Below are 20210 nucleotides of genomic sequence, written 5' to 3'. Positions count from 1 at the left end.
AGGGCGGTATATGCGATGAAGCATTGTCTGCACATCACCCTGGTTCTCCTCTTGTTGGCCGCTGCCGTTCCGGCGGCGGAGCGTGCGGCAGGCTATGTCCTCGTTGTCAACCGGAACAATCCGGTTAATTCCATCACCGAGCAAGAAGCAAACCTCATTTTCTTAGGGAAAAAGACCGTCTGGCCAGGCGGCCATTCCGTCACCATTGTTCTCCAGGAGGGGAAAAGGATTCATGCCGCCTTTGTCAGGGAACTGCTGGGCCGTTCGCCCCTGCAGTATGCCACCTACTGGAAGAAGGCCCTTTTTACCGGAACGGCTATCCCTCCGCGCTCTCTCAGGGGTGATTCCGAAGTGAAGTCGTTCGTGGCCTCTAATCGGGATGCGGTTGGTTATATTTCGCCCGATGCCCTGGATACTTCGGTCAGAGCCCTCGAGGTCCGCAAATGAAGCTTCCCCGCAGCATTCGCACTAAGGTATGGCTCTGTGTTCTCGTGGCTTTTGTGGGTTACCTGGTTGCGACCCTTTCCAGTTACTACTCGAACTTCCACTTTTCCCAGAACCTCGACCACCTGCGCCGGGTTGATTTTCCGCTGGCTCTCAAGGGAGGCGAAGTTCTGAATCGCTACCGGAAGCAACTAAGGCTTTACGAGGATGCATTCGTTACAGGAGAGCGTGATTATGCCCTAAGGGCCAACGAGACGGGCCGGGAGATTGTAACGGACCTTGCCTGGATGGTGGAACTCAGCCGGGAGCATGCCGACCATCGCTATGGCGATGTCCATGGGCTAAAATCCCATTACGAGGCTTATTTCCGGGAGGCATCCGCCCTTTATCCTCGGGCGGTGGGGGGGGCGGACGCTTTGCTGAACGTCGAGATAGCTCGTCTCGGCGCAGACGGGCGTTCAATCCTCGTGGATTTCGAGAGGGTCGCGCGTGGCTATATCTCCTCTGTGGAGTACGAGATCCAGCGCAACCGCGAACTTGCCAGGGACACATCACTCTATCTCTTTGTGCTTTTCGGTACGGTGGTGCTGCTGGCGGTGCCGGCCATAACCTTCGTGGCCAACCGTCTCCTTATTCGCCCCCTCGATGAGTTGCGGGGCATGGTGACTTCTTTTGCCCGGGGAACCCTGGACCTTTCCACGCTCTCCCCTTCCGATGACAGCGATGAAATAGGTTCCCTCAAGGCCTCGTTCAGGGCCATGGTGGAGGGGTTCCGGGAAACCACGGTTTCCCGCGACTACGTAGACAATATCATAGACAGCATGAGCGACTTCCTGGTGGTGGTCGACACCGAAGCCTCCATCCACCGGGTGAACCGGGCCGCATTGGCCATGCTCGGCTACGATGAAGAGCAGTTGCTCGGCGGGCAGGTCGGTTTTCTGTTCGCCCGGGAACGGGACAAGGAGTGCTTGCGTACGCAGGGCCTCAAGGAGTTCGTGGCATCCATCGGCATGTCTCCCGTCGAGTTCACCTTCCAAAGCAGGGACGGGCATCGGATTCCAGTACTTCTCTCCTTGTCGCCGATGTTCAATCCGGACGGTTCTTTCCAGGGGACAGTCTTCGTGGCGGTGGACATCAGTGAGAGGAAAAGGGCAGAGCAGACCCTGCGGGAGAGCGAGCAGCACCTCAAGAACATTCTGGATTCCATCCACGCGGGGATACTCGTCATCGACCCCGAAACCCATACGATCGTTGATGCCAACTCCTTTGCGCTGGCCATGATCGGTGCCCCCAAAGGGCTCGTGGTGGACCGGGTCTGCCACAAGTTCGTCTGCGTGGCTGCCCAGGGGGCCTGCCCCATAACGGATCTGCGCGAGGAGATAGATAATTCGGAGCGGCAGTTGCTCCGGTACGATGGAACTTCCATCCCGATCCTGAAATCGGCGGTTCCGGTCAACTATCTGGGTAAGAAGCTTCTAATTGAAAGCTTCATCGACATTTCCGAGCGCAAGTGGGCCGAAGAGATGCTCCGTTATCTCACCGAAGGAACGGCGTCGGTCACCGGAGAGGAATTCTTCCGCTCCCTGGTCAGGAGGCTTTCGTCAGCTCTCGGGACCCGGTTTGCCTCGGTAACGCGCATCATGGGGGACTCTCCCCGGCGGATCCGCACCCTGGCGTTCTGGACCGGCAATGGCTATTGCGCCAACCTGGAGATGCCCTTGGAGGGCACTCCTTGTGGGCGGGTAACCAATGACGGAGATGTTCTGTTTCATGCCGGCAACTTCGGCTCCATCTACCCTGGTGCGGAGATCCTGAACCGAATGTGCGTAGAGAGTTTCCTTGGGGTGCCGCTGCTAGATTCCCGCGGCAATACCGTCGGCCACCTTGCGGTGATGGATGACAAACCCATGGGCGACGATGAGAGCCATCGTTTCCTTTTGCGGATATTCGCCGTGAGGGCCGGGGCCGAGCTTGAACGGATGAGGGCGGACGAAGCACTGCGCGAGAGCGAGGCTCGCTACAAGGATCTCTTTGAAAACGCCACAGATCTGATCCAGAGCGTATCGCCATCGGGGGAGATCCTTTACGTGAATCGGGCCTGGCGGGAAACGCTCGGCTACAGCGAGCAGGAAGTGAAAGGGATGACCATTGACCGGATAATCCACCCTGAGAGCCTGGCGCATTGCATGTGCGAATTCCGCCGGATCATGGAAGGTGAGAGCCTCGAAGGTGTAGAGACCCGTTTTGTGGCCAAGGATGGGCGCTCCATTCTCGTTGAAGGAAGCATTAACTGCAATATCGTCGACGGCAATCCGAAGGCCTCGCGGGGAATTTTCCGGGACATCACGGAGCGCAGGCAGCATGAGGACACGCTCCGCAAGTATGCGACCGAGCTGGAGCAGATCAACGAGGACTTGAAAGATTTCGCCTATATTGTATCCCACGACCTGCGGGCGCCGCTGGTAAGCATCAAGGGGTTCTCCCATGAGCTGTCTGCGGCTGTGGACGAACTCAAGGGTATCGTCGCCGCGCTTGCCCCGACCATCGATCTGGCATCCCGCGAGCGGATCCAGCGGATCTTCGAGCAGGATATCGACGAGGCCGTTGGTTTTATCAATTCATCTTCCCAGCGTATGGACACGCTCATTACTGCCATCCTCAACCAGTCGCGGCTGGGCCGCAGGGAGCTTCATGCGGAGTTGGTTGACATGGGCGCAATCGTCCGCTCAATCCTCAATTCGCTGGCACATCAGATAGAAACAAGCCGGGCAATGGTCGAGATCGGGACTCTTCCCGTCATCACCGCGGACCGGCTTGCCATGGAGCAAATAATGGGGAATCTTCTGGACAATGCCCTCAAGTACCTGGAGGCCGGTAGGGAGGGTCGTCTGCACGTCTGGTCGGAAGAGTCGGGCGAGGAATGCCTCTTTCATGTCAGGGATAATGGGCGCGGGATCAGGGCCGAGGACATACCGCGGGTGTTCGAGCTATTCCGCCGGGCCGGCAGGCAGGACGTGCCGGGGGAGGGGATGGGGCTCGCCTGTGTGAAAACCCTCGTGCGTCGGCTCGGAGGCCGCATCTGGTGCGAGTCCGAGATAGGCGCAGGAAGCACCTTCAGCTTTGCCCTGCCCTCCGCGAAGCAGTCCCCGAACTGCGGCTTGGTCTGTGAGAGACAGGGAATTCCTGCATGCTCCCCTGCCGCCGGCATGTTGCCTCTTTAAACGGCCAGGTCGATCTGCTGCACCGTGCCCACGACACCGTTCTCCTTCACATAGATGCCGGTAGTTCTGACCGACCCAAGCAGGGCGTTGTCCGCCCCCTTCAGGTCGAAGGGAGTAGCAACGTTGCCCAGGCTGATGGCGCCGACTCCTGAATCCTTGAGGCTCGTGAGCGTGCCGTCGCTCCCCCCCGACCAGGTGGCGAGCCGGGAGAATACGGCGTCCCCCTCGTCGATCCAGCCGTTGCCGTCTTCGTCGAAGGCGGCCAGTTCGGCGAAACCTTCGCCGGTGGTGGGGCCGAAGAGTTCGCTGCCGTCGTTGATGACGCCGTCGCCGTTGCGATCCAGGGCAAGGTAGCCGCTTCCGCCGCCGAGGGTTGCGATCTGGTCGGTGGTTCCGTCGGCGTCGATGTCGAAACTGAAGCGCAGGTCGGTGAGTTCCGCTGCGGTTCCGTTGAAGTTTATGACCAGGGGGTCTTTCTTCACCGCATCGCCGGCCCTCAGGCTTACGCTCGTTTCGCTGAACTGCTCCCGCTCCATGATGAGTCCAAGGTCGAAGGCGATTTCCATGCCGTCAGCGGTCTTTATCACTCCAGTGGCCTCAAAGCCGGTGCTCTCGAATTCGTAGCGGGATTCGTAGAAGTCGTATTCCATCCCCCAACCGGCCCGCCGGTTCTCCTGTGGCGTTTCCTTAGCCTTGCTGCATTCCTCGGGGAGGGGGTCGGCGCACTGGCCGTCCTTCAGGCTGTACACCCGTATCTTCTTGCCGGTCATCTTTTCGATAAGGGTCTTGAGGAGTTCCAGGCGTGGTTCGAGGCTTTCTTCGTCTCTGGGGCCGAGCCCTTCCGTCTTTTCTGTCCCTTCTGCTTCGTCGCGAAGCTCGTTGCGGGCGTGGGCCTCGTCGGCGCGGCCCCGGTTCGAGAGGGTGACGGTGTCGATGATCCCCTTCCCCTCGAAATCGGGCCGCTGATCCCCGATCCAGAGCTTAAGGGACTCCTTCCGTTCGTACCGCTCCACCGATACATGCTGGCTTGCCAAGGTGATGTCCGATCCCGCGATCCTCATTGCCGACTCCTTTCGTCGCTGTTCCGGAAAAATATCCGGAATGCCTTCCCATGTCCCTGGGCACATCCCTGCTTATGTACCGTATCGGCGTATCCCGTAAAAAATGAAGGGAAAAGTTATCTTTGTGATTGCCGGCGCAAGTGGTATTTGTGGGGTAAACTGTTTGTCCTGAAGAGTTCGCGTCAGGGGGCGGAAGAAGGGGGATTTGTGGAAAATCTGACCGTAACGGGGCTCGTGCGGCTAATCGGCGCCGGTGCCACCATGATTTATGTGAAAACCGGCAACGAACGGCACACCGAGCAGATTGTCTCCCAGGCGGCGGGGAGGCTGCGGGGAGTGGGGGCACCGTACGTGTGGACCTGCACTGGCGGATTCAGCCGCAATGGAGAGGTTGTGGAGGGGATTACCGATCCGGTGGCGTCCCTGGATTATGCTGTTGCGCAAGAGGGACCGCTGCTGTTTCTCTTTAAGGATTTTCCCTGGTTCTGGGGCGACAATCCCTACCTAATTCGCGCTCTCAAGGAGTTTGCCCTGTGCGGCAAAGCAAAGGCTATTATCGTCATCGGCCAGGATGAAGGGCTGCCCCCGACACTCCGGGAGGAGTTCGTAGTCCTCCACCAGGGGCTTCCGTCCATGGATGAGATCAGGGCATTCTTCGCCCAGGCCGCGGCGCGGGATGTCCACCTTGCCAAGGCGTGCCGGGAGCGGCCAGGCCTTATGGATGATCTGGTTGTGGCGGCTCAGGGGCTCGACTTCACGGATCTGGAGCGGGGAATGAGAACGGCGCGCGCTTCCGGTGAAACGGGGGGCGACGGGTTTGTCAGGGCCATGTTTGAAACCAAACAGGCCAGCATCCGTACGAGCGGCATTATGGAGTATGTGGTGAATGACGTGACCCCCGGCCAGGTGGGGGGGATGGAGAACCTGAAACAGTGGCTGGCCCGGCGAGAGCAGGCCTTCAGTCTTGAAGGGATTTCCTCGGGGGAGAACCTTCCCAAGGGAGTGCTGATGATGGGGATTGCAGGGTGCGGTAAATCGCTCTTTGTGAAGGCCATTGCCGCCACGTGGCGGCTTCCCCTTATCCGCCTCGATATGGCATCGGTTTACGACGGCACCTTCGGGTCTCCGGAATCGAGCCTCCGAAAGGCGTTCAGGACTGCCGAGGCGATGGCGCCGTGCGTCCTCTGGATCGACGAGATTGAATCGGGCATTTCCACCCAGGGGTTCAAGGCAGAGGGGGGGGCGGCGTCGCGCATTCTCGGTTCCTTTCTTACCTGGATGCAGGAAAAGCGGGCGCCGGTCTTCGTGGCCGCCACTGCTAATGCCATCGAGATGTTGCCGGCCGAGATCATCCGCAAGGGGCGTTTCGACGAAATCTTCTACATCGGGCTCCCCGATGCGAAGGCACGCGAGGAGATATTCCGCATCCACCTCGCCCGACGGAGAGTTGCCCCGGAAACCTTCGACGTGCCGCTCCTGGCCGGTTCCACCAAGGGTTTTTCCGGGACTGAGATCGAACAGGCGGTCCTTTCTGCCGTATTTGAAGCCCAGGCCGAAGGGCGCTCCATGACTCAGCAGGACCTCATGGCCGCCGTCAGTCGCACGGTTCCCCTGTCTGTCACCATGGCGGAGCAGATCAAGAAAATCGAGGCATGGGCCTTCAAACGGGCGGTGCCGGCGTAAAAGCGGGAACCAGAGATCCGGGGCAGGGGACGGAAAACCCATAAAACGAACCAAAAGCGTCTTCTGACTCGGTTCTTCACTTTCGTTTCTTGCTGTTTAACCTTTCCCGGCCCCTAGTGCCTGGTTCTGTCGCGGTGTCGGCGGCATCTCTGCTCTGCGGAAATAACGGCTCCTGCTTGACAATGGCGCAGTTGCCTCTATTCTTGTCCCTAATGCTTCTGTTCAAGGTAAGGCCAAGAAAAAGAAAGGGATTTTTATGAAAACAATATCTGGGACTCTGACCGTTTTTGCGGTTACCGCCCTCGCAGGGCTTGCCTTCGCTGCCGGCGGGAAGGATTCGAAAAAAGGCGAAGACCTTTTCAGGCAACACTGCATGGCATGTCATGCCGATGGTGGCAATATCATAAATCCCGCCAAGACCATAGGTAAAGAGACCCTAAAGGCCAGTGGAATCAGCGATTGGAAGGGGATCGTCAAAGTCATGAGAAATCCCGGCCCAGGGATGACGAAATTCGACGTTAAGGCAGTTCCAGACAAGGATGCGAAGCTGATAGCCGAATATATCCTCAAGACATTCAAGTAACCCGAGGTAATTCCGCCTCCTGCTATTACCGGCGGGAGGTGGCAGAGTTTTCCGGCGGAGAGAATTGCGGCATGACAATCAAGAGGCATATCAGAACACTGGCGATTTCGACTGTTATGATGGCCGTGTCCATCCCGTCGTTAGCTGCCGACAACTCGTGGGAGATCATTGACGATAATCCCGCTGCTTCAACCTATTCCTACGATTCAACCTCTGTTGCCGAAGCAGAAGAAGGTCTCGTCACTGTCTGGACCAGAGTCGTATATACCGACGAAGGAAAGGCCGATGCCCTCGATACCATCGGTAACCCCCCTGAGTTCAAAGATCTTACCTCCACAGACTTCCTCTATACCATTAATTGCTCTGAAGGTATGAGCCGCTTGGAAAAAGTAATCCACCGCAAAGGAAATGGCGAAATTATCAAGGAGTATTCTCTAGCCGGCAAGACCCCTTGGACGGAGCTCGAGGGCGAAACGCGGATGAGCCTGCTTCGCGAAGCTGTTTGTGACCAGCCTTAGGCAAAGATTAGTGCATGTTTTGCTTTAGGGTAAGCCGTCTTTGTTATTTGACAAATCCGGTTGTCAATTTTCGTCACTTTGCATTGTATTGATGTCAAAATTCCTTTTTTAATTATATTATATATTTAGTTGCATATTTGATGGGATCAATCTTTATCCTGACTCAATTTGTCTATGCATGCGCGTTGCAGACAGCACTGCAATAGAAAATGTATGCATGGAAGAAGTGCCGTATGTGGCCGATATAATTGAATACATTCGATTAGTTTCTTTGCTTGGGATGATTAGGTAATTTGGTATTTGGTTAATTAATCAACATTTTTTTGTTTGGTCTCTGATTTTTTAATTTGCTGCAATGGATAGGTGGCGCTTTTCTTGCTTGATGAGGAAGTTTAGTGCCGGCGAACGGTTCATTTTTTTGTCTACAAATGTAAGTAAGTGCTAACACCCTGTTGGCGAACGGGGAATATGGCCATGGCGAATGCCAAAATGGATAGAACCGTAGGCAGCTGTTCCGTTACCCGTGAACGGATACTGGATACAGCCATAGGGCTCTTCTCGACGAAGGGGTATGCCGGGGCCACGACCCGGGAAATTGCCCGCCAGGCTGGAGTGGCTGAGGTCACTCTTTTCAGGCATTTTGCGTCCAAGGAGAAGCTTTTTGAGGCCGTTATCTCCCATTACTCCGCCCTTCCAGGCCTCAAATCACTGCTGCCCAAGGCGTTGGAGCTGCCCTACGAGGAAGCATTGAACAGGATGGCAGACCTGCTTCTCGATACGCTGATTCAGCTGAAAGACTGGATCAGGATCATGCATGCCGAGGTGTTGCACTCGCCCGACAAATTGATGGGCATATTCCACTCGTTTCTCGATGAGATATTCGATTTTTTTGCCTCCTACTTCCGCGAGCTCCAGAAGCGGGGCGAATTGCGGGACTTTGATCCGGAGATGGCGGCGCGGGTTTTTCACAGCATGTTTTACTGCTTTTTCAATATGGAGGAACTGCTGGGGCGCAAGCACCACCGGGCAACAGACCGCAACAAAGCTGTAAAAGAATTTGTAACCCTGTTTATCCACGGGATTCTGGCACGCCCTTGGTCTTTTGCTGACGGAAACGTTTGAACAACTACACATGGGATTGAAAGGTGAACACCGGTGCAAAGGAGGTGAGAGGAAAATCCGGATGTTCGCAAATGGATGAAGTTGCTGATTTTTTGAGAAAGGAGGTCCAATTAATGGGAATCAAAGGGTTTACCCGCCTGCTCCTGCTGGCCGGAGTACTCAGTTCAACGAGCGGCTTCGCTGCCGAAATTCACGGCAGAAGCTCGACCCAGCTATCCTGGTTCAACAATTACTACAATGATCAGCGACAGGTGGAGCTTGGTGAGTACTTACGCTTTTCCGTCACTAACCTTGATAAAGAGGGAAAAGCCTCGATCCAAGGCTACGGCAGGATTACTCAGGACCTGAACAACGGCGAAGGATTCAACAGCAGGCTCTATTACCTGTACGGCGAGTACCGCGACCTCTACGACAAGGTCGACTTCCGGCTGGGTCGCCAGTTTGTGAATTCGGCCGCCGGCACCGCGATCATCGACGGTGGACAGATTGACCTCAAGAATGTTGGACCAGTGGCATTCTCGGTATTCGGTGGCCGTGACGTCATTTTCGGCCTTGATGATGAAGCCAGCCAGAGTGGTGACTATGCTTTCGGGGCAGCCGCTTACTTGCAGGGGTTCAAATCGACCGACCTCGAGTTAAGCTGGTTCCGCAAGTGGGACCGGTGGGACATCTCTCGCGACATCCTGGGAGCCAGTTTCAAGCAGTACCTGTTTAACAGCCTTCGTCTCTATGGCAACACAAGGTTCGATCTGGTTACCGAAACTTTCAACGAGGTTCTGGCAGGGGTTAAATACTACCCTATGTCGAACCTTGTGCTGACCGGCGAATGGTACCAGAGCTATCCCACCTTCGATACAACATCCATCTATTCCGTATTTTCGGTGGATCGTTATCAGGAAGCCGTATTCCGGGCCGATTACACAATCAACGACATGATTGCCGTACATGGCGGATACACGGCACAGTACTTCGAAGAAGGGGAGAAGGGGCACATCTATGAAATAGGTTGTGGCCTCAGCCCCATCGAACCGCTCCAGATTAACTTCGAGTTTGACAACAACCAGGGTTACAACGGCAGCAACAATGGTTTCGTTCTTGATGCCTTCTACGATGTAACCAAGGCCCTGCAGGTTTCCGGCGGTCTGGCTTATGATGTTTATCAGCGCGATGGGATGGCAAACAACGAGATTGCCCGCGTCTACTGGCTTGGCGGCAAATATCGCCTTGCCAAGAACATGGCCGCGTCACTTCGCGTGGAGAACAACGTCAACGAGCAATACCACAGCGACACCCAGGGGCGCTTCGTTTTCGATTACGACTTTTAGAAAGGGGGTAATCTGTGAAGAAATGGTTCATAGCACTGCTGCTTGTTACCGTATCGATCTTCTTTGTGCAGATGGCCCTTGCTGAAAAAATGGCCCACAAAGAATACGCCTCGACCCCCATTGCAGATTGTAACAGCTGTCACAAAGGCGAAGGGGTCGCACCCAATCACGACAGTGACTGGCTCCGCAATCACCGGGTGCTTGCCAGCAAGGCGGGCAACAACTGCGCCCAGTGCCACACTCAGTCATGGTGCCTGGATTGCCATTCCGGCGGCGGCATCGAGCGGGATCTTGCAACCCGCAACTACAATCGCGACTACGTTCCGAAAAGCCATCGCAGCAACTTTATCAGCATCCACCCGAACAAGGCGCTGGATAACCCGCAGAGCTGCAATCGCTGCCACGAGCCTTCCTACTGCAACGAGTGCCACGCCCGGTTCCCGAAAGGGTCCATGCGGATCAAGTCGCACTTGAGAAGCGGCAACACCAAAAGCTACATCTGGAACAGTGAACATGCGAGTGAAGCACGCAGGAACCTCCAATCATGCCAGGCCTGTCATCCCGATGGTGACGAGTGCGTAAAATGTCACGGTACTGTCGGCAAGGGTGGGACGGGCATCAACCCGCACCCGAGAAAATTCAAGGGTGACAACATTATTGAACGGAGCGACCGGTCTTGCCGGAAGTGCCACAAGCTCTAGACTCACACCACAACAAGGAGGTACGCCACATGAAGTTGTCTAAAAGTCTGACCCTGTTGCTGGGAGCAGCGGCCATGTTTGCAATGTACGGCTGCGGAAGCGACAACCGTGAGAGCAATATCGATCAACAGAGCGCCAGCTACCAGGCATCTGCTGCTTGTATCGGCTGTCACGACAACACTATCTACAGATCACCGGTTACCGGCGCCATTATCGCTGAGGAGTGGAAAGCTTCTGCTCACAATACCCGGAACGGCGCCAGTTGTCCCGATTGCCATACAACCAACGGCCACCCGTCAGGTGGCGCGCTTGCCAATATCCCGGGGGATGTTGTCTGCCTCAACTGCCACACCGCCACCAGCATGAGGACCTATAACGCACACTTCGTTGGCGGCGCCACTTACGATGCCACCAAGGCTGCCTATGTGACCCCGTATGACGCCAACTCCTGCCGGGTATGTCACAACCCTCACGACACTACCACGCTTCTTGCCGTTAACCAGCAATGGGCAGCGTCCGGACATGGTGACGTCACCAAGGAACCATGGATGCATTACCCGTGGCGGAGTTCATCCCGCGATGCATGCCAACGCTGCCATACTGCGGGTGGCTTCCGCTACTATATGACCGGAACACAAGGTCAGCTTGTTGCTGGAACTTCCGCCATCTTCGGCAAGTACACCACCGGCCGTGAGGCCCTTGGCTGTAAAGGCTGCCATACCGATTACAGCTGGAAGCGTATCACCCCTCAGGCTGCTTTCGTGACCCCCTACACCCCGTCGCTTGGTGCATCGAACAGCTTCCCAGCCGGGACCGTCATCGGCGATACCCAACTCTGCATCCCCTGCCACGCGGGGCTGACCGGTGGTACTTCTGTGGAAACCACAACTGCTGATCTTAAAAATACCAACTTCTCTGCCTTCAACTCCCACTATATGGCTGCCGCTGGCACAATGTACGTGAAGGCAGGCTTCACCGGCTTCACCTCTGCCAGTGCAGTACTCGGAACCAGCACCTATGGCAAATCCCTTACTTCGACTGATGATGGCGGCGCTGTTAGCAGTACCCACCGGAAGCTGGGAACTTCGGCGATCATCGGCGACCACGGCATCACTGCCGCGGATGGGCTCGACGCTGGCGGCCCCTGCGTCACCTGCCACATGAAAGGCGGACACTCCCTGGCAATTAATGGGGATGCCTTCAACCGCGTCTGCGTCAAGTGCCATGATGCTGAGGGAACTACCACGCTGACCGCGAGCAATTTCAAGACGGCATTTATTGATCCGCAGGCGGAAGTTTTCGAAAATGCACTGAATCTAGCTTTGAACATCCTGCAAACCAAGTATGGTGTTGGTTACAATTCGGCGGCCTATCCTTACTTCTACGATCTGACCCTGGATTCGACCGGCAAGACCGCCCTCAAAGACTGGACCCGTAGCGGGACTGTCGCCAATCCGAAGAAACTCCTCGGTGCATGCTTCAATATTAACCTCCTGAAGCGTGAGCCTGCTGCCTATGTCCATGCCCGCACCTATACACGCAGGCTCGTCTATGACACCATTGACTTCCTCGATGATGGTGTGATGAACTGGTCTGTAAGCGCCACTGCCATTGCCAAGAACTCCACGCTCTATGGCAAAGGCGCAAAAGCCTATACTACCAGTGCTACCGTTGGCGATGTCGCCCCAGGTACAACGGAAAGCATGCTTTATCTGAACGGCTTTAACCGTACTAACGGCGCTTGGAGTACGCCTGAGCGTCCATAGCCTGCGGCGTTAGATTGTAAATGCCATAAAAGCCCCCGCCTCGTCGGGGGCTTTTTTTATGGTAGGATAGTACTGGCCTTTGACAGGCTGAACCCACCACGGAGGACTTCCATGAAAAAAATCGTTCTGTATCTGCTCGCACTGACGTTCACCTGTACCGCAGCCTTGGCCGCCGGCGGTCTTGACGGCTTTCTCAGCAACCTCAACGTGCAGGCCCGTGCCGACCTGACCGGATTTGCCGGCCGGCTGAGTGCCCAGTTCGGCGTGCCCGGCGCCCAGGTAACGGCAACGCTGGGGACAGTCCGGGAGCCTGCCGATGCCTTTATGATCTACCAACTGGGGCAGATGTCCCATCAGCCCTACGAGAGAGTCCTCCAGACCTATCAGGCTAATCAGGGCAAGGGATGGGGCGTGATGGCAAAAAGCCTCGGCATCAAGCCCGGCTCGGCCGAATTCCACGCCCTCAAGCGGGGCGATTTCTCTCTGACCGGTAAACCCGCCCATGGGGAAAAGGGTAAAGGGCAGGGGAAGGGTAAGGGAAAAGGACACAATAAATAACCCCGGACCGGAGAGGCGCTCTAACCTTGGGTGATGGAGCGCCTTTCCGGTTCCTCAACGATTCAAGGCAATACTCTTCTACAAAAAAACCGGCAGCCGTTCAGTGAGCCGGATCTCCTCCGGCGTTACCAGCGCCCGGTAGGCCAGGGCCTCCACGCCGCTTGCCACGGCCAGCCGCAATAGTCGTCCGTATTCGTTTTTCCTCATATTACGCTTGCGCCATCTAAAATTCGTACTATACTCCGAATAAAATTTGTTTGATTCGGAGTAGCTATGTTCGAGCAGGCGATTGTCGACCAGAACCCCCATTGGGGTGGCCAACCCTACAACGAAGGTGTGCGAAGGGATGTTCTAGGTAAGATTCTAGAATTCCTTGACCTTCCGCATATCATCTCACTTGTCGGAGTACGCCGTGCGGGCAAAAGCACCATTGCCCGGCAGGCAATCAACTACCTCATGGGCGAAAAGGGGATCAACCCGAAGAATATTCTCTTTCTCAACCTGGAAACTCCCCAGTTCAGTCGCTTTCGCAACGATGTCGCTTCCCTGGAGCGGATCTACGATGATTATCTGAAACTCGCCGCTCCCGAGGGAACGGTCTACTGTTTTCTGGACGAGGTTCACTTCTTTCCCGAGTGGCAGGTCTTCGTCAAGGACCGCTTCGAGCGGAAAGGGATCAAGTTTATTGTCACCGGCTCCAATTCCCGCCTCCTGTCCTCGGAGTTCATTACGCTTCTTTCAGGTCGGGCGCTTCCCGTTGAGGTGTTTCCCTTTTCTTTCGCCGAGTTCGCCCGTGCCAGGGGGCTTGATGTCGGCGACCGTCTCGAAGCGCTGCGGGATAGGCATCGCTTCAGGGGGGTGTTTGACGAATATCTCCGGTTCGGCGGTTTCCCGGAAATTGCATTTATCGAGGACAGTGCCCTGAGGAAAGAAGTTCTCGTCATGTATGCCCGGAATATCCTCTACCAGGACATCGCGCCCCGCTTCGGCGTGAAGAAAGCACAGGAACTGGAAAATCTCTTCTTTTACCTGACGTCCAACGTGGCGTCACTCTATTCATTCAATCGTCTGGCTGCGCTCGTGGGGCTGACCGACAAGACGGTGAAGGAGTATCTCTCGTTCTTTGCCGATGCACATCTGCTCTTTACTCTCGATTCCTTTGATTTTTCGGTAAAGGAGCAGATCAGGAGTCCGAAGAAGATCTACGCAATCGATACCGGCATGGCTGCGGCAACGGCTTTCAGCTTCTCGGAAAACTTCGGTCATTACCTGGAAAATCTGGTCTTTCTTGCGCTGCGGCAGCAGGGGCGGGAGATTTACTATTACAAGACCGCCACCGGCCTGGAGGTTGATTTCGTCTGCCGGGAGAAGGGGGCTTTAACCGAGTTCATTCAGGTTGCCAGAGATCTTCAGGGAGAGAAAACCAGAACCCGCGAACTCAAAGCTCTTTTCCGGGCTCTTGAAGAGACGGGATTACAAAGCGGTACGATTGTTACCTATGAGGATGAGGATGAAATCAGCGAAGGGGGGAGAACCATACGAGTTGTGCCCGCATATCGGTATTTCTGCGGCTGATGAGGTGTCTCCCCCATACCGAAAAGGAAGATGTACCTTATTCTTCTTTACCGATTCAAGGCTAAGCCTTCTACAAAAAAACCGGCAACCGCTCCGTGAGCCGGATCTCCTCCGGCGTTACCAGTGCCCGGTAGGCCAGGGCCTCCACTCCGCTTGCCACGGCCAGCCGCAATAGTCGTCCGTATTCCGGATCGATGGCGTCGGCCGGCGCCACCCCGTCGCCATCCCCCCGCTGCACCACGAAGAAGATCACCCCGCGATCGCCGTGCCGCACCATCTCCATCAGCTCCCGCAGATGCTTCTGCCCCCGCTCCGTCACTGAGTCGGGGAAAAGCGCCCGCCCACCTTCTACCAGGGTCACGTTCTTAACTTCCACCCAGCAGCGTCCGGTCTCACCTTCCAGGAGGAGGTCAATTCGGCTCCGTTCCTGGCCGTAGCGCACTTCCGGGCGGATGCTTCCGTACCCCTGAAGCTCAACCACGGTGCCCTCTTCGATGCCCTCCCGCACCAGACGGTTCGGCAGCCCCGTGTTGATGCCGGCCCAGAAGCCGTCGGCCATGACCAGTTCCCAGGTGTAGGCCAGCTTCCGGGCCGGATTTGTGCTCTTCGAGAGCCAGACAGGGCTGCCGGGGATGTTGCATCCCTTCATGCTTCCCGAGTTGGGGCAGTGGGCAGTGACGGTGGTGCCGTCGTCCAGTTGTACGTCGGCGAGAAACCGCTGGTAGCGGCGGATGAGGGTGCCGGGGTATAGGGGGAAAGGTAGTCGCATGGAGAGGGTGTAGCATGGCGTACAGTGGCGGGCAAGTTTAAAGGTGATGATCTGAAAAATAACGTTTGTTCATTGACAGGGTGTAAAACTCTGTTATTAACTTTAGAACGATTCGGAATTATTGGGCTTTTACGATTTGCCCCTTGCGGTTGCTTCCGCGATAAAACCACGATGCCATCAGCAGTTACACAATTTGCCGTACGTACATTCTGACGAAAGGAGTTCAGACGATGCCTACGTATCTTCATCCGGGTGTGTATGTGGAGGAGATCCCGAGCGGCTCCCGACCCATCGAAGGGGTCGGGACATCTACCGCTGCGTTTGTCGGCTATACCACGAAGGGACCGGTGGCCGAACCGACGCTTTTGTTCAAGTGGAGCGACTACGAGGAGCAGTTCGGCGGTATCCGCGATCTGGGAAAATCGGCCACGGGCGACCCCATGGGGTTTGCGGTCTACAGCTTTTTCCAGAATGGGGGGACCGCCGCCTACATCGTGCGGGCCATCACGGAGGGGAGCGCCGACACTGCCGAGGGATTCCTGGTTAATCCCGACGATGCCGCCCAGATCATCCGCTTCGCCGCGGCCAATCCGGGTGAATGGGGTAACGAGTTGCGAGTGAGGTTCGAGGCCAAGGCGGATGCCCCCGGCTTCTACACCCTGCGGGCCGGTGTCATGGACGGGACCGAGTTCAAGGAACGGGAGCGGTTCAACGACCTGACCGTGGCCGACGACGATGCCCCCGACTACATCGAAAGCAAGGTGAATGACGCCTCCACCCTCATCAACGTGGAGATGCAGGCGATCAGCCAGTACCTCCTGGGGGTGAGCATCAGCCAGGATCTTGCGGCCGTGGCCGATTTCAGCGTGCTCAACGACCTGACCATGACCGTCAACGTGGACGGCACCGCCCGTACCGTCACCTTTGCCACCGACGAGTTCGACGCCACGAGCACACTTGCCGACGTGGCCGTGAGCATCCAGGCCCTGGTGCGGGGGGCGGTGGTGGCCAACCCGGCGGTGCGGGACTTCACCTGTGCCGCTGAAGGCGACCAGCTCGTTCTCACCTCCGGTACCCGCCTGAGCACTTCGTCAGTCGTGGTGAGCGGCCCCGGCGATGCCACCGACGCCTCCACCGTTCTTCTCCTGGGACTTGCCAACGACGGTACCGAGCGGACCGGCCAGCAGTCGCTCAATGCCATGCTTTCGGGAATCGCCGGCCAGGTTTCCCTTGCCGGCGGAACCAACGGCAGCGAACCCGACAAAGACGCCTACGACGGCATCTTCGCCGCTTTCGAGAAGGTGCGCGATATCAGTATCCTCTGCCTGCCGGGCCAGGCCTGGGATTCCACCACCGAGCAGTCGATCATCGACGCCGCCGTGGCCCACGCCGAGAAGATGAGAAGCCGAATGGTCATCATCGATCCCCCCGAGGGGACCGAGTTGAGGACCGAGAAAGCGGTCAACGACCTGGGCTTCAAGCCCAAGACCTACTCGGTGGTCTACTATCCCTGGGCCAAGGTGGCCAACCCCTTCTACAATGCCGAGAACAACCCCGGCGTGCCGTCCACCCTCCTTGTGCCCCCCAGCGGCTTCGCGGCCGGCATGTGGGCCAAGATCGACGGCCGCCGCGGCGTCTGGAAGGCCCCGGCAGGCGTCGAGACGTCGCTTCTTGGAGTGGCCGGCCTCCAGTATCCGGTGGAGGACGGGGAGCAGGATTCCCTCAACCCCCTCGGCGTCAACTGTCTCCGGAAGATGCCGGGCTTCGGGCCGGTCATCTGGGGAAGCCGCACCCTGGCCACCAAAGCCGACCCCGAATGGCGCTACGTCCCCATCCGGCGTACCGCCATCATGATCGAGCAGAGCATCTACAACGGCATCCAGTGGGCGGTCTTCGAGCCCAACAACCACAACCTCTGGGCATCGCTGCGGGCCAACATCGGCTCGTTCATGGACGGGCTTTTCCGGGCCGGCGCCTTCCAGGGGGAAAAGGCCAACGACGCCTACTTCGTCCGCTGCGGCCTGGGGGACACCATGACCCAGGGGGACATCGACCGGGGCCAGGTGATCGTCATCGTCGGCTTCGCACCCCTGAAACCGGCCGAGTTCGTCATTGTGCGGATTCAGCAGAAGGTTGCTGAACAATAATTGATCCAGGCTGTTGAAAAACGTAGTGAGGAGGCCGGGATGCTAGGCGCAAGTGAGCGAAAAGGCGAGGCGTACCCGTCGGTACGTTGAGCTTTTGAGCGAACGGCAACTACGCAGACTGGCCCCGCAATAGTTTTTCAACAGCCTGTAAAGGAGGTTTGTGATGGCTGCACCGCTCTTTCCTGTCAACACCCATCGGCACGATCCCTACCGCACCTTCAAGTTCCAGGTCGTCATCGACGGCAAGGTGGTGGCGGGGTTGAAGAAAATGGGAGCCCTCAAGAAGAAGACGACGCCGGTGAAGTGGCGCGCCTCCAACGACCCGTCCCACGAGCGGGTCATGCCGGGGGGAACCAGTTACGACCCGGTGACCCTGGAGCAGGGGCTTACCCACGACCCGGTCTTCGAGAACTGGGCGAACCTGGTGAACAACATCCAGGGGGATGCCGCCATGTCCCTGAAGAACTACCGCAAGGACATCATCATCAATGTCCTCAATCTTCAGGGGAAGGTGGCGATCTCCTACAAGCTCTACCGGGCCTGGGTCTCCGACTACCAGGCGCTTCCGGACCTGGACGCCGGCAACATGAACACCATCGGCATCCAGACCATCACCCTGCAGCACGAGGGGTGGGAGCGGGATACCAGCGTCCCCGAGCCGGCTGAGTCCTGATGGGGCTCCCCGGCGGTATCCTGCATGACGGTGCCCGGCGGCGGGACTTCGCCTTCCGTCACCTGACCGGCGCCGTGGAACTGGCCCTGGCCGAGGCGGCCGGGGCCGGCGCCACCCTGCCGGCGAAGGTGACCGCGGCCCTGGCCGCAGCTCTGGAGCACGTTGGGGGGAAACCACCCGTGCCGGAAACGGTGTCTGGGCTTGCCGTCGCCGACCGCCAGTTTCTCATGGGGCGCCTGGCCACGGGGCTCGGCTTGGGCGAGAGTTGGCTCACGGCCCGTTGCGGCAGGTGCGGCGAGCGGTTCGATTTCTCCGTAACTCACGCGGACCTGCCGGTGAAGGAGGCGGGGGAGGGGTACCCCTTCACCACGGTGGCGACAAGCCTCGGGCCATGCCGCTTCCGGGTTCCCACCGGGGCCGACCAGGAGTTCCTTGCCGGTATCGAAGATGAGGGTGAGGCCTGCAGGAGTCTCGTGGGCCGTTGTCTGGTGGATTTCCCCGGGGAGGGACAGCCCTCATTCACCGCCGACGATATGGCCCGGATTGAATCGGCCCTGGAGGCGGTGGCGCCGGAGGTGGCCGTGTCGGTCCAGGCCGCCTGCCCCGCCTGCGGCACCACCCATGTGATCGACGTGGACCCCTATGGGGCTTTGTCCCGTAATGACGGAGGGTGGCTTCTAAGGGAGATCCACATCCTCGCCGCCACCTACCACTGGAGCGAGGGGGAAATCCTGGCCCTTCCCCTTGAGCGCCGCCGGCGCTACCTGGAGCTGATCGACCGGGCGCGGGGAATGGCGCGTTAGGACAGACCAAAAAAATCTGGAATAACACGGAGCAACGGAGCGCACGGAGAACTTCAAAAACTTATCAACAGAAGCTCCTGCAAAAATTACGAATAGTCCCCTTCCCTCCTGACGGGGAAAAAGACTTTTGCAATAGGTTCATAAATATAACGGGTTTGCTTTTCTCCGTGTTCTCCGTTGCTCCGTGTTATTCAAAGCGTTTTTTAAAGGTGGCTGACTTTTATGGGATTTTTCGCCGACATCATACGCGACAGTCGAAGAGGGGGGATGACAGTCAGTCCCCCCGAGGCACCCGCGCCCTTTGGCGACAGGGAGATGCCGGCTGACGCTCCGGACGCGGCGGACGGGGGCACAGTTGAACCCGCCGCAGCCATGGGGTGCGATGCGTCGGTGATACGGCTTCGGGAGGAGGGGGACGGTACGCCGGTTACAGCGGGGCAGAGACTTACGCAGGCTGGAGCCGTCGCCCGGCAGGTGGTGGGCCCTTCGCTTTCGGAACACATCCCGGTTGCGGGAATTCCGGAGGCGATGGAGAGAGAAGCAGTTTTTCCCGATCCTGTGAAACGAGAGCAGGCTGGAAGCGAAAGCGACCGAGCGGCACGTGGCGATTTCCGCGTTGAGCCGATGGAGTCATTTCACGACGGTGGTTCGATTGACGTTCCGGTAGTATCTGTGAGCGCAAACGATTCATTTGTACGGGAATCTTCGTCCGGATATGCGGCGTTACAAGCCGGGAAAGTGTCTGTGGAAACTCAGGGGAGACGGCAAGCGGGGGAAACCCGTGCGGGCTCCACCACCCCTCCCGGACTAGTAGGCAGCGAAACAGTAGAAAACCCGGCCTTTGGGTTGCCGGACGAACCTCTCCGGGCCGATGTAGAAGTGTTGCCGGCCCTCCATTTGCCGGGGAATCCGCCAAAGTCGGCAACGCAGGCGGATCAGGCGTTACTGCAAGGCGAGGTGCCGGATGAGACCGGACGGCCCTCCGTCCTGCTGGGGAGGGAATCCCTGGAGGAAACACACTACGCTCCACCTTCCGGGGCGGTACCGGCCTCCGTGACACTCCGTCAGCCTCCCGTCCCCGCCGTCGGCGAGCAGTTCCAGCCCCCTCCCGAGAGGCGGACGGCTCCCCCCGAGCCCCAGGTCAGGATCGGCACCATCGAGGTCGTGGTGGTGGCTCCGGCGCCGTCGGAGCGCCCTTCCCGGAGCGAGGAGCGAACGCGGCCCGATCTCGTCAGCCGCCACTATTTGAGGAATTTCTGAC

At 57.7% G+C, this 20210-nt stretch carries 17 protein-coding genes and 1 pseudogene; 15 read left to right on the top strand and 3 right to left on the bottom strand.

Annotated elements, in window-relative coordinates; all coding sequences use genetic code 11:
* The first annotated feature begins 15 nt into the window (after positions 1-15).
* Together JZM60_RS00420 and JZM60_RS00415 are read left to right on the top strand one after the other, a co-directional pair.
* Positions 16-447, top strand: a complete 432-nt coding sequence (locus tag JZM60_RS00420; RefSeq protein ID WP_207163588.1) for a type 2 periplasmic-binding domain-containing protein — start codon at positions 16-18, stop codon at positions 445-447.
* On the top strand, positions 444-3665 hold the full coding sequence (locus JZM60_RS00415; RefSeq protein WP_207163587.1) for a PAS domain S-box protein: 3222 nt from the start codon (positions 444-446) through the stop codon (positions 3663-3665). The genes JZM60_RS00420 and JZM60_RS00415 overlap by 4 nt, the downstream gene beginning before the upstream one ends.
* Here the strand turns inward: JZM60_RS00415 and JZM60_RS00410 are convergent.
* On the bottom strand, positions 3662-4726 hold the full coding sequence (locus JZM60_RS00410; protein WP_207163586.1) for a hypothetical protein: 1065 nt from the start codon (positions 4724-4726) through the stop codon (positions 3662-3664). The two genes, JZM60_RS00415 and JZM60_RS00410, sit on opposite strands and share 4 nt — an antisense overlap.
* A 207-nt stretch (positions 4727-4933) precedes the next feature.
* On the opposite strand from JZM60_RS00410, the gene JZM60_RS00405 reads away from it, so the two are divergent.
* From JZM60_RS00405 to JZM60_RS00370, 8 genes are all read left to right on the top strand, one after another.
* Complete coding sequence (locus JZM60_RS00405; protein ID WP_207163585.1) at positions 4934-6409, top strand: AAA family ATPase; 1476 nt, start codon at positions 4934-4936, stop codon at positions 6407-6409.
* Between the two features lie 256 nt (positions 6410-6665).
* Positions 6666-6992: a c-type cytochrome gene (locus JZM60_RS00400; RefSeq protein ID WP_207163584.1), complete on the top strand. Its 327-nt coding sequence runs from the start codon at positions 6666-6668 to the stop codon at positions 6990-6992.
* A 71-nt stretch (positions 6993-7063) separates the two neighbouring features.
* The gene (locus tag JZM60_RS00395; RefSeq protein WP_207163583.1) at positions 7064-7510 is read left to right on the top strand and encodes a surface-adhesin E family protein; all 447 of its coding nucleotides are present in this window, start codon (positions 7064-7066) and stop codon (positions 7508-7510) included.
* Between the two features lie 489 nt (positions 7511-7999).
* A complete protein-coding gene (locus JZM60_RS00390; protein ID WP_241426313.1) occupies positions 8000-8632 on the top strand; it encodes a TetR/AcrR family transcriptional regulator in 633 nt (210 codons plus the stop codon).
* 113 nt (positions 8633-8745) lie between these two features.
* A complete protein-coding gene (locus JZM60_RS00385; RefSeq protein ID WP_207163581.1) occupies positions 8746-9957 on the top strand; it encodes a hypothetical protein in 1212 nt (403 codons plus the stop codon).
* 14 nt (positions 9958-9971) lie between these two features.
* The gene (locus JZM60_RS00380; protein ID WP_207163580.1) at positions 9972-10658 is read left to right on the top strand and encodes a cytochrome C; all 687 of its coding nucleotides are present in this window, start codon (positions 9972-9974) and stop codon (positions 10656-10658) included.
* A gap of 29 nt (positions 10659-10687) precedes the next feature.
* Positions 10688-12424, top strand: coding sequence for a hypothetical protein (locus JZM60_RS00375; protein ID WP_207163579.1), 1737 nt, complete (start codon positions 10688-10690; stop codon positions 12422-12424).
* A gap of 111 nt (positions 12425-12535) precedes the next feature.
* Positions 12536-12982: a hypothetical protein gene (locus JZM60_RS00370; RefSeq protein ID WP_207163578.1), complete on the top strand. Its 447-nt coding sequence runs from the start codon at positions 12536-12538 to the stop codon at positions 12980-12982.
* A gap of 78 nt (positions 12983-13060) precedes the next feature.
* On the opposite strand, the pseudogene JZM60_RS00365 reads toward JZM60_RS00370, so the two are convergent.
* Positions 13061-13177 (bottom strand): annotated as a pseudogene (locus tag JZM60_RS00365) (DNA/RNA nuclease SfsA); the annotation flags it as partial.
* 78 nt (positions 13178-13255) lie between these two features.
* On the opposite strand from JZM60_RS00365, the gene JZM60_RS00360 reads away from it, so the two are divergent.
* Complete coding sequence (locus JZM60_RS00360) at positions 13256-14557, top strand: ATP-binding protein (protein WP_207163577.1); 1302 nt, start codon at positions 13256-13258, stop codon at positions 14555-14557.
* 70 nt (positions 14558-14627) lie between these two features.
* Here JZM60_RS00360 and sfsA read toward each other — a convergent pair whose 3' ends face one another.
* Positions 14628-15326, bottom strand: coding sequence for a DNA/RNA nuclease SfsA (gene sfsA, locus JZM60_RS00355; protein ID WP_207163576.1), 699 nt, complete (start codon positions 15324-15326; stop codon positions 14628-14630).
* 230 nt (positions 15327-15556) lie between these two features.
* On the opposite strand from sfsA, the gene JZM60_RS00350 reads away from it, so the two are divergent.
* The 4 genes from JZM60_RS00350 to JZM60_RS00335 all read left to right on the top strand — a co-directional run bounded on the left by JZM60_RS00350 (position 15557) and on the right by JZM60_RS00335 (position 20209).
* Positions 15557-17473: a phage tail sheath C-terminal domain-containing protein gene (locus tag JZM60_RS00350; protein WP_207163575.1), complete on the top strand. Its 1917-nt coding sequence runs from the start codon at positions 15557-15559 to the stop codon at positions 17471-17473.
* 163 nt (positions 17474-17636) lie between these two features.
* The gene (locus JZM60_RS00345) at positions 17637-18146 is read left to right on the top strand and encodes a phage tail protein (RefSeq protein WP_207163574.1); all 510 of its coding nucleotides are present in this window, start codon (positions 17637-17639) and stop codon (positions 18144-18146) included.
* Complete coding sequence (locus tag JZM60_RS00340; protein ID WP_207163573.1) at positions 18146-18949, top strand: hypothetical protein; 804 nt, start codon at positions 18146-18148, stop codon at positions 18947-18949. Before JZM60_RS00345 ends, JZM60_RS00340 begins: the two co-directional genes overlap by 1 nt.
* 267 nt (positions 18950-19216) lie before the next feature.
* Positions 19217-20209 (top strand): hypothetical protein, encoded by a 993-nt coding sequence (locus JZM60_RS00335; protein ID WP_241426312.1) that lies wholly within the window; start codon positions 19217-19219, stop codon positions 20207-20209.
* Position 20210 lies beyond the last annotated feature (1 nt).

This window comes from Geobacter benzoatilyticus (genome assembly GCF_017338855.1).
Taxonomy (GTDB): domain Bacteria; phylum Desulfobacterota; class Desulfuromonadia; order Geobacterales; family Geobacteraceae; genus Geobacter; species Geobacter benzoatilyticus.
This window is presented reverse-complemented; position numbering and strand designations above follow the sequence as displayed.

Coding starts and splice junctions, on each gene's coding strand:
- JZM60_RS00420 (WP_207163588.1), top strand. CDS start 16: ATGAAGCATTGTCTGCACATCACCCTGGTTCTCCTCTTGTTGGCCGCT.
- JZM60_RS00390 (WP_241426313.1), top strand. CDS start 8,000: ATGGATAGAACCGTAGGCAGCTGTTCCGTTACCCGTGAACGGATACTG.
- JZM60_RS00395 (WP_207163583.1), top strand. CDS start 7,064: ATGACAATCAAGAGGCATATCAGAACACTGGCGATTTCGACTGTTATG.
- sfsA (WP_207163576.1), bottom strand. CDS start 15,326: ATGCGACTACCTTTCCCCCTATACCCCGGCACCCTCATCCGCCGCTAC.
- JZM60_RS00370 (WP_207163578.1), top strand. CDS start 12,536: ATGAAAAAAATCGTTCTGTATCTGCTCGCACTGACGTTCACCTGTACC.
- JZM60_RS00335 (WP_241426312.1), top strand. CDS start 19,217: ATGACAGTCAGTCCCCCCGAGGCACCCGCGCCCTTTGGCGACAGGGAG.
- JZM60_RS00415 (WP_207163587.1), top strand. CDS start 444: ATGAAGCTTCCCCGCAGCATTCGCACTAAGGTATGGCTCTGTGTTCTC.
- JZM60_RS00340 (WP_207163573.1), top strand. CDS start 18,146: ATGGGGCTCCCCGGCGGTATCCTGCATGACGGTGCCCGGCGGCGGGAC.
- JZM60_RS00360 (WP_207163577.1), top strand. CDS start 13,256: ATGTTCGAGCAGGCGATTGTCGACCAGAACCCCCATTGGGGTGGCCAA.
- JZM60_RS00410 (WP_207163586.1), bottom strand. CDS start 4,726: ATGAGGATCGCGGGATCGGACATCACCTTGGCAAGCCAGCATGTATCG.
- JZM60_RS00400 (WP_207163584.1), top strand. CDS start 6,666: ATGAAAACAATATCTGGGACTCTGACCGTTTTTGCGGTTACCGCCCTC.
- JZM60_RS00375 (WP_207163579.1), top strand. CDS start 10,688: ATGAAGTTGTCTAAAAGTCTGACCCTGTTGCTGGGAGCAGCGGCCATG.
- JZM60_RS00350 (WP_207163575.1), top strand. CDS start 15,557: ATGCCTACGTATCTTCATCCGGGTGTGTATGTGGAGGAGATCCCGAGC.
- JZM60_RS00385 (WP_207163581.1), top strand. CDS start 8,746: ATGGGAATCAAAGGGTTTACCCGCCTGCTCCTGCTGGCCGGAGTACTC.
- JZM60_RS00345 (WP_207163574.1), top strand. CDS start 17,637: ATGGCTGCACCGCTCTTTCCTGTCAACACCCATCGGCACGATCCCTAC.